Annotated in this window: 12 protein-coding genes; 4 read left to right on the top strand and 8 right to left on the bottom strand. The window is 74.0% G+C overall.

The features are described 5' to 3' along the window. Together IG86_RS0137160 and IG86_RS45225 are read right to left on the bottom strand one after the other, a co-directional pair. The coding region (locus IG86_RS0137160; protein ID WP_244306268.1) for a DEAD/DEAH box helicase at nt 1-2,487 on the bottom strand (2,487 nt) is incomplete at its 3' end. A 95-nt stretch (nt 2,488-2,582) separates the two neighbouring features. Further along, nucleotides 2,583-3,884 carry a helix-turn-helix domain-containing protein gene (locus IG86_RS45225; protein ID WP_037943839.1) on the bottom strand — a complete coding sequence of 434 codons (1,302 nt, stop codon included), beginning with the start codon at nt 3,882-3,884 and terminating at the stop codon, nt 2,583-2,585. A gap of 174 nt (nt 3,885-4,058) precedes the next feature. Between IG86_RS45225 and IG86_RS0137150 the strand changes: the two genes are divergently transcribed. Together IG86_RS0137150 and IG86_RS0137145 are read left to right on the top strand one after the other, a co-directional pair. Further along, a complete protein-coding gene (locus IG86_RS0137150; RefSeq protein WP_030902793.1) occupies nt 4,059-4,676 on the top strand; it encodes a hypothetical protein in 618 nt (205 codons plus the stop codon). Between the two features lie 53 nt (nt 4,677-4,729). Then, nucleotides 4,730-4,990 carry a DUF6343 family protein gene (locus IG86_RS0137145; RefSeq protein WP_030834000.1) on the top strand — a complete coding sequence of 87 codons (261 nt, stop codon included), beginning with the start codon at nt 4,730-4,732 and terminating at the stop codon, nt 4,988-4,990. 40 nt (nt 4,991-5,030) lie between these two features. On the opposite strand, the gene IG86_RS0137140 is transcribed toward IG86_RS0137145, so the two are convergent. From IG86_RS0137140 to rpsA, 4 genes are all read right to left on the bottom strand, one after another. Then, nucleotides 5,031-5,417 (bottom strand): tetratricopeptide repeat protein, encoded by a 387-nt coding sequence (locus tag IG86_RS0137140; protein WP_030666071.1) that lies wholly within the window; start codon nt 5,415-5,417, stop codon nt 5,031-5,033. Nucleotides 5,418-5,499: 82 nt separating this feature from the next. Beyond that, nucleotides 5,500-6,126: a dephospho-CoA kinase gene (coaE, locus tag IG86_RS0137135; protein WP_030834009.1), complete on the bottom strand. Its 627-nt coding sequence runs from the start codon at nt 6,124-6,126 to the stop codon at nt 5,500-5,502. Nucleotides 6,127-6,217: 91 nt separating this feature from the next. Beyond that, the gene (locus IG86_RS0137130) at nt 6,218-7,156 is read right to left on the bottom strand and encodes a PAC2 family protein (protein ID WP_030666064.1); all 939 of its coding nucleotides are present in this window, start codon (nt 7,154-7,156) and stop codon (nt 6,218-6,220) included. Between the two features lie 229 nt (nt 7,157-7,385). Next, a complete protein-coding gene (gene rpsA / locus IG86_RS0137125) occupies nt 7,386-8,894 on the bottom strand; it encodes a 30S ribosomal protein S1 (RefSeq protein ID WP_030666059.1) in 1,509 nt (502 codons plus the stop codon). Nucleotides 8,895-9,247: 353 nt separating this feature from the next. On the opposite strand from rpsA, the gene IG86_RS0137120 reads away from it, so the two are divergent. Continuing rightward, nucleotides 9,248-10,096: a class I SAM-dependent methyltransferase gene (locus tag IG86_RS0137120; RefSeq protein ID WP_030834012.1), complete on the top strand. Its 849-nt coding sequence runs from the start codon at nt 9,248-9,250 to the stop codon at nt 10,094-10,096. 4 nt (nt 10,097-10,100) lie between these two features. After that, nucleotides 10,101-12,770, top strand: a complete 2,670-nt coding sequence (locus tag IG86_RS0137115) for an ATP-dependent RNA helicase (RefSeq protein ID WP_030902792.1) — start codon at nt 10,101-10,103, stop codon at nt 12,768-12,770. On the opposite strand, the gene pgfA is transcribed toward IG86_RS0137115, so the two are convergent. Both pgfA and IG86_RS42720 read right to left on the bottom strand, forming a co-directional pair. Then, nucleotides 12,760-13,749, bottom strand: a complete 990-nt coding sequence (gene pgfA / locus IG86_RS0137110; RefSeq protein WP_030834017.1) for a cell envelope lipid trafficking protein PgfA — start codon at nt 13,747-13,749, stop codon at nt 12,760-12,762. The genes IG86_RS0137115 and pgfA overlap by 11 nt on opposite strands. 14 nt (nt 13,750-13,763) lie before the next feature. Then, complete coding sequence (locus tag IG86_RS42720; protein ID WP_106971437.1) at nt 13,764-13,904, bottom strand: SPW_0924 family protein; 141 nt, start codon at nt 13,902-13,904, stop codon at nt 13,764-13,766. Nucleotides 13,905-14,260 lie beyond the last annotated feature (356 nt).

Genomic DNA, 14,260 nt, shown 5'->3' with positions numbered 1-14,260 from the left:
CGAGAGGTGCCGCTCGATGAGCCGGGCCATCGTCACGTACTGCGTGAACACCAGCACCGAACCGCCCTCGGCGAGGATGGTGTCCAGCAGCTCGTCGAGCAGGGCCAGCTTGCCCGAGCGGTGCGGGAGCCGGGGCTGCTCCTCCTTCAGGTACTGCGCGGGGTGGTTGCAGATCTGCTTGAGCGAGGCCAGCAACTTCATGATCATGCCGCGTCTCTCGATGCCCTCGCTCGCCCCGATGACGGCCATCGCCTCGTCCACCGCGGCCTGGTAGAGGGAGACCTGCTCCCGGGTGAGGGACACCGGGTGGTCGGTCTCGGTCTTCGGCGGCAGCTCGGGCGCGATGCCCGGGTCGGACTTCTTGCGCCGCAGCAGGAACGGCCGTACGAGCGCGGCCAGCCGGGCGACCGCCGCCTCGTTGCCGCCGTCCTCCTCCTGCTGGTGCTCCACGGGGCGGGCGTGGCGGGCCCGGAAGGTGGTCAGCGGGCCCAGCAGCCCCGGCGTGGTCCAGTCGAGCAGCGCCCACAGCTCGGAGAGGTTGTTCTCCACCGGGGTGCCGGTCAGCGCCACCCTGGCCGGGGCCGGGATCGTGCGCAGGGCCTTCGCGGTCGCCGAGTGGGGGTTCTTGACGTGCTGCGCCTCGTCGGCGACGACCATGCCCCAGTGCTGTTCGGCGAGGAGGGCGGCGCTGGCGCGCATCGTCCCGTAGGTGGTGAGCACGAAACCGCCCGCGCAGGACGTCAGGTCCTCGGTGCTGCGGCCGCCGCCGTGGAAGCGGCGCACCGGGGTGCCGGGTGCGAACTTCTCGATCTCCCGCTGCCAGTTGCCCAGGAGGGAGGCGGGGCACACCACGAGCGTCGGCTCGCGGCGGTCCCGGTGCAGGTGCAGCGCGATCAGCGTGACGGTCTTGCCCAGGCCCATGTCGTCGGCGAGGCAGCCGCCGAGTCCGAGGGAGGTCATCAGGTCGAGCCAGGCCAGGCCGCGCGCCTGGTAGTCGCGCAGGGTGGCCCGGAGCGCGGCGGGCTGCGGGAGCGGGGCCAGCTCGCCCGTCAGCCGTTCCCGCAGGGCGGCCAGCGCGCCCACCGGTACCGCCTCGACCGGCTCGCCGTCGATCTCGGCCGTCCCCGACAGGGCGGTGGCCAGCGCGTCCACCGGGTGCAGCAGTCCCAGCTCCCGTTTGCGCGCCTTGCGCACCAGCTCGGGGTCGACCCGCACCCACTGGTCGCGCAGCCGGACCACGGGCCGGTGGGCCTGCGCCAGCGCGTCCATCTCCCCCGGGGTGAGCCGGTCACCGCCGAGGGCCAGTTCCCAGGAGAAGGCGAAGAGGTGTTCCGCGTCGAAGAAGGCGGTCCCGTCGGTGGCGGACCCGGGCGCGGTGGACCGTACGACGGCGGTCGCGGACAGCGTACGGGCCAGGTCGCGCGGCCAGTGGACGACGACCCCGGCGGCGGCCAGCCGGTTCGCGGCCACCCCCAGCAGGTCTTCCAGCTCCGGGTCGGACAGGGCCAGGGCGTCGGGCACGGGCTGGTCCAGCAGCCGCAGCAGCGGCGGCCAGACGCGCGCCGCACGGCGCAGCGCGAGCACGGCGTCGATCCGGGCCCGGGGACCGAAGCCGGCCCCCGCCGTGCCGGCCCACAGGTGTCCGGCGTCGGTGACGAGGGTGGGGTCGGCGAGGCTGTGCACCTGGACGACGGCGGCGCCGGCGCGCCGGGTCTCCTCCCCCTCCGCCTCGTCGAAGAGGCGGAAGGAGGACAGGTCGAGCCGGAGCGAGAGCCCGACTCCGGTGTCGGCCCCGGCCGCGACCTGTGCGGCCCACTCCTGTATCCCGGGCACCCGCTGCGCTTCCCGTGCGGCGAAGGGGCGCCCGGCCGCCACGGGCGCCGCCGGGGTGCGGGGCAGGCTGTCGGCGACGGCGTCGAGGAACGCCCGGAGCAGCGCCTCCGGTTCGGGAAGCCGGAGCGGGCGGCGCCCGGCGAGGGGCGTCGCGTACCCCTCGTGGGGGAGGGCGGCGGCGACCGCCCGGAGGTGGGCGATGTCGTCGGCGTCGAGCGGACCCGCGCGCCAGGCGTCGACGCCCTCGGGGGTGAGTCCGGGGAGCAGCCGGCCGCGCGCGGCCAGGGTGAGGGCCTGCGTGGCGGCGGTGCCCCAGGCCCGGGTCGCCGGGTGCGCGGCGGGGTTGCGGGGGGCCCGCGCGAGCAGGGGCAGGGCGTCGGCGACGGAGAAGGTCACCGCGGGCACGGTCCGGCTGCGGACGGAGCTGCCGTGCGGACGTACGACCGTGAGCGGGCCGGGTGCGCCCGCTTCGGGGAGCGGGTCCCCGTCGGGCGACCAGAAGGCGACCCGCCCCTCCCGGGGGACGGCGGCGGGCAGGAAGACGGCGGCATGGCGCAGCAGCGCGGAGGCATGCGGCTGCGGCTGTCTCCGTGACTGCGACTGCGGCTGCGGCTGTCGCGGTGCCTGCGCCTGCGCGTGTGTCTGCGTCGTCATGGTGTCCCCCTCCCTCACGCTCGTCCTCGCGGACCTGCCGGCCCCTTGCCCACGAGTTTAGGTGCGGCCACCGACAAAGCCCCTGACCTGTGGTTTCAGCGGGCCCAGCGGCCCTGTTCCAGCGCGTAGCCGTAGACGGGCCGGCCGGTGGCGGCGCTCGTGCGCAGCGGGCGGCCGCCGTCGTCGACGCGCCGGGTGCCCGACCCGGCCGGCGAGGTCCACCTCAGGTCGAGGGACCAGTCACAGTCGCAGCCCGTGGTGACGGCCTCCACCCGCAGGACGACCGGCTCGTCGGCCGAGACGCGCATCGGGAAGGCCGGGGCCGGCAGCCGGTTCCCGGCGTCGTTCCCCGCGACGGGGCGGGCCAGCGGGCGCGGCGCGTCCAGGTTGACGGCGAAGACGGCCGGGGTGAGACCCCCGCCGCAGCCCTGTGACATCTGGTAGACGTTCCAGGCGGGCGGTGTGCGTCGCGCGCCCACCCGCACCTCCAGCCCCTCCAGGACCACCGCGCCGCCGCCCGTGCCGTGCAGGGTGACCTCCACGATCTGGCTCCCGGCGTGCACGGCGCGCTGCGCCGTCGCCCAGGCGGGCGCGTCCGCCTGGACCGGCGGCGGTGGCACCGATCCGGGACCCCGCTCGGCCAGGTAGGCGTGGTCGCAGCCCGCGGCCCACACGTGCGACCGCACCGCCGCCTTGAGGGGCGCCGGCATCGGCGGCGGGGCGGAGGCGGGGGCCGGCACCGTGGCCGGTTCCCCCGACGGCGCCGGAGGCTGCGCCGTACCGGCCGCCGGATCCGTCGGCGTGGCACCCGGCGCTGCACCCGGCACGGACGGGGTCGCCTCGGCGGAGGCGGAGCCCCAACCGGATCCGCGTGTGCCGGTTCCCGCCCCTGCCCCCGCTCCCGCCCCCGCTCCGGCCTGCGGCGTACCCCGGTCGGGCCCGGTCACCGCCAGCAGCGCCACGGCCACCGCACCCGCCGCCAGCCCCGCCGCGGCGACCACGGCCGCCCTGCGCCGGTACCAGAACGGGCGGACCACCGGCTCCGTTCCCGCGGCCGGTGCCGGGCCCACCACCGGCACGGTCGTCTCCGCCGCGACCGCCGGTACCGGTACCGCCTCCGGCGCGGGCTCCGGCGTCGGCGCGGTCGCCCCCGCGCGCCGCCGGGCGTCCGCCAGCAGCCAGGCCCTGTGCAGGTCCACCGCCTCCGCCGCCGAGGCCCCGCAGGCCCGCGCGAAGCGGTCCACCACCGCGAACTGCGCCGGCAGCGCCTCCCCGCTGCAGTACCGGTGCAGCGTCGACGTACTCGTGTGCAGCCGGCGCGCGAGGACGCCGTAGCTCAGCCCGGCGCGGTCCTTCAGCTCCCGCATCAGCCGTGCGAAATCCGCGGCCTCACTCACGGTGTCCCCCGTCCCGTGTCCCGTGGCTCCGTTCCATGCCTGGGGTGTTCCCCCAGGTGACAGCGCGTACGGGCGTTCCAGTGTCCCGATTTCGCCCCGAAGCGTGGCCCCGCGCCCCGGCCGGGGAACAGCCTTGTCAGGCACACCGATGCCGCGTCCACGGGGAGAACCGACATGTTCCGACGTACCGACACCGCCGCCACCCTGGCCACCGCGCTGGTCGCGGCGGCCGCCGCCCTCGTCCTCACCGCCTCGACCTCCGCCGCGGCCGCCACCGCGCCGGGATTCCTGAACGGCACCGACCTGCCTGCGCACCCCACGTCCGCCTGGTACGCCGGCGAGATCACCGCGGGACTGCCCGAGACGGAGACGTTCTGCCTGGACGGGGTGCTTCCGGCGGCGGGCAGCTGGCACCGCGCGTTCGGCACCGAATACGACACCGGCGCCGTGCAGGTCTCCGTACGGTCCGCCTCGCCCTCGGCGGCCGCCAGGCTTGTCGGAACGCTGGAGCGCAAGGTCGCCGCCTGCGCCGCCGACTGGCTGCGCACGACTCCGGGCGGCACTGCGTCCTGGCAGGACTACGGGACCCTGCCCGTCGAGGAGGGCGCGCACGTCTACGGGGTCCACACCTCGATCCCGGAATCCGAGCCGGGCGTGCACCTCTACGGGATCGGACGCGACGGCGCCACCGTGACCGTCGTCAAGTGGGGACAGATGGGCGACCTGTCGCAGGCCCCGGTCGCCGCCTTCAAGAAGACGACCACCAGGGCCGTGAACAAGCTCAACCCCTGAGGAGCGGGGGGCCCGGCCGGCCGAGTGGGACCATGGACGGGAGAGGCGATGCCATGCGTTCCGGAAACGAGCCGGTGACAGCGCGCAGTCCGCTGCGGCTGCGGTTCTGGCTGAGCGTCTGGGGGCTGGTCTGGGCCGCCGCCGGGACGGCCGCCTTCGTGCTGGCGGGCCGTCCCGGATGGGCGGCCGCGTGCGGGGCGCTGGCGGTCGTGGTAAGCGTGGACCTGTTCATGATCGTGCGCCACATCCGGCAGGGCCCGCACTACCAGCCCGGCCGGGACATCCCCCCGTACGAGCCGCCCGACAGTCGCTGAGGGGCGGCGCAGCGAGGGGCGGCGCGGCGGTCCCTTCGGATCAGGCCTGTTCCTCGAAGCGGGCCGCCGCGAGGTACTCCGGCTGCGGGTCGAGGGCCGCGGCCAGCCGGAAGTGCTTGCGGGCCTGCTCGGGCCGGCCCGCCCGCTCGTGCGTACGGGCCAGCGCGAAGTGGGCGAAGGCGTTGTCCGGTTCCCGCTCCAGCACCAGCTCGAACTCAAGCTCCGCCGGGCGCAGTTGGGCGGCCGCGAAGAAGGCCCGGGCGCGCAGCAGCCGGGCCGCCGTGTTCTCCGGGTGGGCGGCCACGACCGAGTCGAGCAGCTTGACCGCACCGCGCGGGTCGCGTGCGGCGAGCAGCTGCTCCGCCGCCCGGAAGTCGATGACGTGTGTTTCCGGGCTGGACGGCGTGGGGCGCGTGGTCTCGGACACGGTATGGATCCTTCCCTCTACCGGCGCCTTCAACGCCCCCGCCCCGCGCGGTATTCCATGCACACGTCAGGCGGTGCACACGTCAGGCGGTTCGGTCGTCCTCCGGCCGCGCCGCCGACGCCCGCGCCGTGAGTTCTTCCCACACCTTGCGGACCTGCGGCTCCAGGGCGTCCAGCGGGCCGTCGTTGTCGATCACGAGGGTGGCCACCGCCAGGCGCTGCTCACGCGTGGCCTGCGCGGCCATCCGGGCCCGGGCCTCCTCCTCGGCCATCGCGCGCAGTCCGGTCAGCCGGGTCAGCTGCGTCGACGGGGCCGCGTCCACCACGACGACCAGGTCGTAGAGCGGTGCGAGGCCGTTCTCGGTGAGCAGCGGTACGTCGTGCACGACGATGGCGTCGGGGCCTGCGGCGGCCTCCAGCTCGGCGGACCGGGCGCCGACCAGCGGGTGCACGATCGCGTTCAGCGTGCGGAGCTTCTCCCGGTCCGCGAACACGACGGATCCCAGCTTCGGCCGGTCCAGCGTGCCCTCGGGGGTCAGAACCTCTTCCCCGAAGGCCGCGACGACGGCCGCGAGCCCCGGCGTGCCGGGCTCCACAACCTCGCGTGCGATCCGATCGGCGTCGACGACGATCGCCCCGTACCCCGCCAGCAGTCGCGAGACCTCGCTCTTGCCGGCACCGATTCCGCCCGTCAGGCCCACCTTCAACATGCCCCGCAGCTTAGGCGGTGTTCGGCGGATCAGTGAGGGCCCGGTCCCGCCAGAGCTGACCGCCCCTGATCCTCCGGGTGCCTTGCGCGCGTCAGTTCTCGCCCTCGCGCTCCGCCAGGAACCGCTCGAACTCGCGGCCGATCTCGTCCGCCGACGGCAGTTCCGCCGGCTCGGCGATCATGTTGCCCCGGGTCTCGGCGCCGGCGGCGGCGTCGTACTGGTGCTCCAGCCCCTGCACCAGGCTGACCAGCTCCTCGTCGCCCTCGCGGATCTGCCGGTCGATCTCCGTCTGCGTACGGTGGGCCTCGGTCCGCAGCGCGTGCGCCACGGCCGGCAGCACCAGGCCGGTCGCCGCCGTGATCGCCTCCAGTACCGTCAGCGCTGCGTCCGGGTACGGGGAGCGCGCCACGTAGTGCGGCACGTGCGCGGCGACGCCGAGCACGTCGTGTCCGGCCTGGGACAGGCGGAACTCCACCAGGGACTCGGCGCTGCCGGGCACCTGGGCCTCGTCGAAGGGGCTGCGGTGCCCCGGCATGAGGTCGGTCCGGTTGCCGTGCGGGGTGATGCCGACGGGCCGGGTGTGCGGGACGCCCATCGGGATGCCGTGGAAGTTGACCGAGAGCCGGACCCCGAGGCGCTCGACGATCTGCCGGACGGCGACGGCGAAGCGCTCCCACTCCACGTCCGGCTCCGGGCCGGACAGCAGCAGGAACGGCGCTCCGGTGGCGTCCTGGACCAGCCGGACCTCCAGCCGGGGTTCCTCGAACTCCGCCCAGTGGTCGCGCTGGAAGGTCAGCAGCGGACGGCGCGCCCGGTAGTCCACGAGCCGGTCCGCGTCGAAGCGGGCGACGACCTGGTGGGGCAGGGTGTCCAGCAGCCGCTCGACGATCTGCTCACCGGCCTCTCCCGCGTCGATGTACCCCTCGAAGTGGTACAGCATGACCAGCCCGGCCGAGTCCTGGGCGACCGCCAGGTCGGCCACCGCCAGACCCTTGGCATCCCATTCGTACAAGCCCTGTGGATCAAGCACCGCCACCACTCCTCCTCGTCTCGTTCTCTGCCAAGAACGTCCAAGGCTGCGCCGCCATTCCCCAGTTGGCCCCCTTCACAGGAACGCAATGGATCACATGGATCACATGGACCACGGGAACCGCAGGGACCGGGCCGGGAACGCAGAAAGGCCCGCCCCCCGAAGGGGACGGGCCTCACCGTCGTACTCAGTCAGCTCTGCTCACACCGGAGTGCGATGCGCGCTGCGATCAGCTCTGGCCGCCGGCCAGCTTCTCGCGGAGCGCGGCCAGGGCCTCGTCCGACGCCAGGGCGCCGGAGGTCTCGTCCGACTCCGAGGAGTAGGAACCACCCGAGATGCCCGCACCGGCGTTGCCACCGGCGGCCGGGGCGGCAGCGCCCTCGGCGGCAGCGGCCTCGTCGGCCTCGCGGCTCTTGATGACCTGAGCCTGGTGCTGCTCGAAGCGAGCCTGCGCCTCGGCGTACTGGGTCTCCCAGGCCTCGCGCTGCTTCTCGTAGCCCTCGAGCCAGTCGTTGGTCTCGGGGTCGAAGCCCTCGGGGTAGATGTAGTTGCCCTGGTCGTCGTAGGACGCGGCCATGCCGTACAGGGTCGGGTCGAACTCGACCGACGCCGGGTCGGCACCGAAGGACTCGTTGGCCTGCTTCAAGGACAGCGAGATCCGGCGACGCTCGAGGTCGATGTCGATGACCTTGACGAAGATCTCGTCGTTGACCTGGACGACCTGCTCCGGGATCTCCACGTGGCGCTCGGCCAGCTCGGAGATGTGGACCAGACCCTCGATGCCCTCGTCCACGCGGACGAACGCACCGAACGGAACCAGCTTGGTGACCTTACCCGGGACGACCTGACCGATCTGGTGCGTACGGGCGAACTGCTGCCACGGGTCCTCCTGCGTCGCCTTCAGCGACAGGGAGACACGCTCGCGGTCCATGTCGACGTCGAGGACCTCGACGGTGACTTCCTGGCCGACCTCGACAACCTCGGACGGGTGGTCGATGTGCTTCCAGGACAGCTCGGAGACGTGGACGAGACCGTCGACGCCACCCAGGTCCACGAAGGCACCGAAGTTGACGATCGAGGAAACGACGCCGGAGCGGACCTGACCCTTCTGCAGGGTGGTGAGGAACGTCTGGCGGACCTCGGACTGGGTCTGCTCCAGCCAGGCGCGGCGGGACAGGACCACGTTGTTGCGGTTCTTGTCCAGCTCGATGATCTTCGCCTCGAGCTCCTTGCCCACGTAGGGCTGGAGGTCGCGGACACGGCGCATCTCGACCAGGGAGGCCGGGAGGAAGCCGCGGAGGCCGATGTCGAGGATGAGACCACCCTTGACGACCTCGATGACGGTACCGGTGACGATGCCGTCTTCTTCCTTGATCTTCTCGATCGTGCCCCAGGCACGCTCGTACTGAGCGCGCTTCTTGGACAGGATCAGGCGGCCTTCCTTGTCCTCCTTCTGGAGAACCAGGGCCTCGATCTCGTCGCCGACCTTGACGACCTCGTTCGGGTCGACGTCGTGCTTGATCGAGAGCTCGCGGCTCGGGATCACGCCTTCCGTCTTGTAACCGATGTCGAGCAGGACCTCGTCCCGGTCGACCTTCACGATGACGCCGTCGACGATGTCGCCGTCGTTGAAGTACTTGATCGTCTCGTCGATCGCGGCGAGGAAGGCTTCCTCGTTACCGATGTCGTTGACCGCTACCTGCGGAGTGGTAGAGGTGGTCTCGGTGCTGCTCGTCATGTGGGAAAGGGCTCCGGTTACGGACAGAAAGTCGTAGGTACTGCTACGCCGGGAGCCCTTATCGGCATCTGCCGAAGAAGCCGGACAGCCAAGGAAGCCCCTGATCCGCACAAGCGGGGAGGGCCTCGAAAACCGAGGGGACATCAACAGATGCAAGCGCAGCCTGCTAGGTCTGAGGAGCACAGGCTCGCAGCGCAACTTGTAGCATACGGGGGCGGCCGGACAGGGTCAATGCGCGAAGCCCCACACCCCGGGCGGATCACCGCACAACCGGCACAATTCATGGGCGGGAACGCCCTGATGGCGGTTCCTGCCACATCCCAAGACATTCGCAGACTACGACGACGGGCCCCATGAACCAAGAGGACGACGCCCCCGAAGACGCGTATACGGCCGATCCGGCTCCCCTGGACGACGCCGAGGCCACGCGCCGTGACGCAGGGGCAGCGGAGAGCAGCCGGGCGAGCCGCAGCTGGTGGGACCGCAACGCCGACGAGTACCAGAGCGAGCACGGCGCCTTCCTCGGCGACGACCGCTTCGTGTGGGGGCCCGAGGGGCTCGACGAGGCGGACGCGGCCCTGCTCGGCCCCGCCGCCTCCCTCAAGGACAAGGACGTGCTGGAGATCGGCGCCGGCGCCGCCCAGTGCTCGCGCTGGCTGGCCGCCCAGGGCGCCCGCCCGGTGGCCCTCGACCTCTCCCACCGCCAGCTCCAGCACGCCCTGCGCATCGGCGACGGCATCCCCCTGGTCGAGGCCGACGCCGGCCGGCTCCCCTTCCGCGACGCCTCCTTCGACCTCGCCTGTTCCGCCTACGGCGCCGTCCCCTTCGTCGCCGACCCGGTGGGCGTCATGCGCGAGGTGCACCGCGTACTGCGCCCCGCGGGCCGCTGGGTCTTCTCCGTGACGCACCCCCTGCGCTGGGCCTTCCCCGACGAGCCCGGCCCCGAGGGCCTGACCGTCTGCGCCTCCTACTTCGACCGGACCCCGTACGTCGAGCAGGACGAGCAGGGACGCGCCGTCTACGTCGAGCACCACCGCACCCTCGGCGACCGCGTCCGCGACGTGGTGGCGGGCGGCTTCCGGCTGCTCGACCTCGTCGAGCCCGAATGGCCCGAATGGAACGGTCAGGAGTGGGGCGGCTGGTCCCCGCTGCGCGGGAACCTCATCCCCGGCACCGCGATCTTCGTCTGCGAGAGGGCCTGACGTCTTGATCCGCCAGGCCGCCCTCGACGCCCTTCCCGTACGCGAGGCCCTGCCCGGGCTCGTCTCGGCGCTGGACGCGCACGGCACCGCGGTGCTGTGCGCGCCGCCCGGGACCGGCAAGACGACGCTGGTCCCGCTGGTGCTCGCGGGCCTGGTGGGCGGCGGGCCGCGGCGCAGGGTGGTCGTGGCCGAGCCGCGGCGGATCGCCGCCCGGGCGGCGGCGCGCCGGATGGCCTGGCTGCTGGGCGAGCAGGTCGGCGACCGGGTCGGCTTCACGGTCCGCGGCGAGCGGGTGGCCGGACCCGGCACCGTGGTGGAGGTGGTGACCACCGGTGTGCTGCTCCAGCGGCTCCAGCGCGACCAGGAGCTGGCCGGCGCGGACGTGGTCGTCCTGGACGAGTGCCACGAGCGGCACCTGGACGCCGACACGGTCGCCGCGTTCCTCCTCGACGTGCGCGAGACCCTGCGCCCCGAGCTGCGGCTCGTGGCGGCCTCGGCGACGACGGACTCCGCCGGCTGGGCGCGCGTGCTCGGCGGTGCGCCGGTGGTGGAGGCAGCGGGCGTCTCGTACCCGGTGGAGACCGTCTGGGCGCCTCCGGCCCGTCCGGTGCGGCCCCCGCACGGGATGCGGGTGGATCCGGCGCAGCTCACGCACGTGGCCTCGGTGGTGCGGCGGGCGCTGGCGGAACGTTCCGGTGACGTGCTGTGCTTCCTGCCCGGCGTCGGCGAGATCGCCCGGGTGGCGGGGCAGCTGGCCGGCGTGGACGCGGAGGTCCTGCAGGTCCACGGCCGGGCCCCGGCCGCCGTGCAGGACGCGGCGCTCTCCGTCGCCGATCACCGCAGGGTGATCCTTTCCACCGCGGTGGCCGAGTCGAGCCTGACGGTTCCCGGGGTGCGCGTGGTGGTCGACTCCGGGCTGGCCCGCGAGCCGCGGGTGGACCACGCCCGCGGGCTCGGCGCGCTGGCGACCGTACGGGCGTCCCGCGCGGCCGGCCGCCAGCGGGCGGGCCGGGCCGGGCGTGAGGCGCCGGGCACGGTGTACCGCTGCTGGACCGAGGCGGAGGACGGCCGGCTGCCCGCGTTCCCCTCTCCGGAGATCCGCATCGCCGACCTGGCGCAGTTCGCCCTCCAGGCCGCCTGCTGGGGCGACCCGGACGCGACGGGGCTGGCGCTGCTCGATCCGCCGCCGGCCGGGGCGATGGCCGCGGCGCGGGAGGTACTGGTGGCCGTCGGCGCGGTGTCCGCGGCCGGCGGGGTCACCGCGCGCGGGCAGCGGATGGCCCGGCTCGGGCTGCACCCGCGGCTGGCCCGCGCCCTGCTGGACGGCGCCGCGGCGCTCGGCGCCCGCCGGGCGGCGGAGGTGGTGGCGCTGCTGAGCGAGGAGCCGCCGCGCGAGTACGGGGACGACCTGGCCGCCGCCGGGCGGCGGGCCCGGGCGGGCGGCGACGGCTACGCGGCGCGCTGGCGGACGGAGACCGCCCGCCTGGAGCGCGCCCTTGCCCCTGCGGGGCGCACCTCCGCGTTCGGGACCGGGACCGGTACCGGTACCGGGTCCATGGGGCCGGACTCCGCGGCCGGGGCCGGGATCCCGGCCTCCGCCGCGGACACCGGTGCACGACAGCCTGCGGTTCCAGCCCCTCCGGCGTTTGAGGAGCGGGGTGCGGGGCGGAGCCCCGGCGGCCTCGCCGCACCCGATGACCTCGCCGCCGGGCTCGTCGCCGCCCTGGCATTTCCCGAGCGGGTGGCGAAGGCCAGGGGCGAGGGGGCCTTCCTCATGGCCTCCGGGACCGGGGCCGGGCTCGGCGATGGCTCGGGGCTGCGCCGCGCACCCTGGCTGGCCGTCGCCGTCGCCGACCGGCCCCCGCACTCCGCCGCCGCGCGGATCCGGCTGGCCGCGGTCGTCGACGAGGACACCGCCCTGGCCGCCGCGGCCCACCTGCGCGCGGACACCGACGAGGTGCACTGGGAGGACGGCGACGTGGTCGCCCGGGCCGCGCAGCGGCTCGGGGCGATCGAGCTGGCCTCGCGTCCCCTGCGCACCCCCGACCCGGCGCTCGTCCGGGCCGCGCTGCTGGACGGGCTGCGCGCCGAGGGCCTCGGCCTGCTGCGCTGGACCCCGGACTCGCGGGCGCTGCGGGCCCGCCTCGGCTTCCTGCACCGCACGCTCGGCGGCGCCTGGCCGGACGTGGCCGACGACGCCGTGCTGCTGGAGCGGGCGGACGACTGGCTGGAGCCCGAGCTGTCCCGGGCCCGGCGGCGCGCGGACCTCGCCCGGATCGACGCCGGCCAGGCCCTGAACCGGTTGCTGCCGTGGGCCACCGGCGAGGCGGTCCGGCTGGACGAGCTGGCTCCGGAACGGATCGAGGTCCCCAGCGGGTCCCGGATCCGGCTGGACTACTCCGCCGAGCACGGGCAGCCGGTGCTCGCGGTGAAGCTCCAGGAGCTGTTCGGGCTGGCGCAGACGCCCCGGGTGGCCGGGGTTCCCGTACTCGTCCACCTGCTGTCGCCCGCCGGCCGGCCGGCGGCCGTCACCGCCGACCTGGCCTCCTTCTGGCAGGGCGGCTACCGCGCCGTCCGCGCGGAGCTGCGCGGCCGCTACCCCAAGCACCCCTGGCCGGAGGACCCGGCCACCGCCGAGCCCACCCGCCACACCAACGCCCGGCTCAGGCGCTGACCTCGTCCTGCGGGAGCTGTTCGTGGCGTACGCGGCGGCCGCGGGCCTCCAGCCACAGCGCAAGACCGAGCAGGACGAGGCCACCGGTGGCCAGGCCCGCCGGGGCGTAGGTGTGCAGCGCGAGGACCTTCGTACGGTTCGCCCTGACCAGGTCGACGGTGTAGTCGGAGTAGTCCTCGCGCATGGTCACGTGCCCGGCGAAGGCGGTGAGCTTGCCGTCGGGTCCGCCGGAGGCGATGCCGCCGCGCATCTCCTGCTGGATGTCCTGTTCGGCGTTGACGGGCGCCCCGGTCACGGGGTCGACCCAGAACCGGACCTTGGCCGTGTACCAGAGGGTGGTGCCGGTGGCCGCCTCGATCGTCGCCGGGTCGATGCCCTCGATCGGCATCTTCTTCGGCATGGACACCTTGGTCCACGGCACGGTCTGCTCGAAGTAGTAGACGTCCATGCCCTTGAAGCGGCGCGGCCCTACGTAGTGGATCGGCGAGGAGGTGCGGGTCTGGGCGTCGAAGTAGAGGTAGTCGCGCGGTTCGGTGAAGAAGGGCCACTTGAACTCGATGCCCTCGCGCTTGACCGCGTCGCCGTCGACCATCTCGCCGGTGGCGTGCACCGGGTCCTGGGTGTGCGCGTCGAAGATGTAGCGCTCGGGGATCTGGGAGACCATCTTGCCGTCGGGGCCGATGATGTAGGACAGGGTGTCCCAGACCACGACGTCCTTGCCCGCACTCGCCTCGATCTCCTTCGACGCCTCGACGTTGCCCTTGAGGGTCTGGACGATCGTGACCTTGTCGACCTTCTTGGGCTGCATGCCGCCGGTGTAGTCGAGGAGGGTCGCGTCCTTCGCCTCCAGGACCATCTCCTGGTACTGGTTCGGCGGGATCTTCGCCAGGCGCGGGTACGCGTACCAGCGCAGCAGCGGCGCGAGGGCCGCGCAGAACACGGCCAGGGCCAGCAGGACAAGGCTCGCTCTGCGTCGCACGGCCGGGCCCTCCTCTACTTTCCGGGCGCGGGGGGCGCGGTGGTGAGCAGGGGCTTGGGTGAGGTCTCGCCTTCGGGCACCCCGAACGCCGTGATGGCGAACACGAGGGCCAGCGCGGCCGCTAGGCCGATGACGGCGGCGACGAATGCGCGCATGCCGGGGCTCCGAAATCTGATGAGGCGTCAGAGATGGGGCACCGTAGCAACGGGAGGGCGAGATGAGAACCGTCAGGACACCCGCCCGGACATCCGGGAGCCGCCCACCCGGGGAGGGGGCGGACGGCTCCTTCCTCGGCGCGGCCCTGCGAGGGGCCGGGCGCAGGTGGGCCCGCGGCCGCGGGGACGCTACGGGGTGCGGGTGGGGGTGGCGCTCGGCGCGGGCGTCCGGGCCGGCTTCGGGGTGACCGTGGGAGCCGGGGTCCTGGTGGGGGCGGTCGCGGTCGGCGTGGGAGTCGGCTTCGGCGACGGGGTCACGGTCGGGCTGGGGGTGGGGGTCGGCGTCGGCGCGGGGG

The sequence above is a fragment of the Streptomyces virginiae genome, from assembly GCF_000720455.1.
Taxonomy (GTDB): Bacteria; Actinomycetota; Actinomycetes; order Streptomycetales; family Streptomycetaceae; genus Streptomyces; species Streptomyces virginiae.
This window is presented reverse-complemented; position numbering and strand designations above follow the sequence as displayed.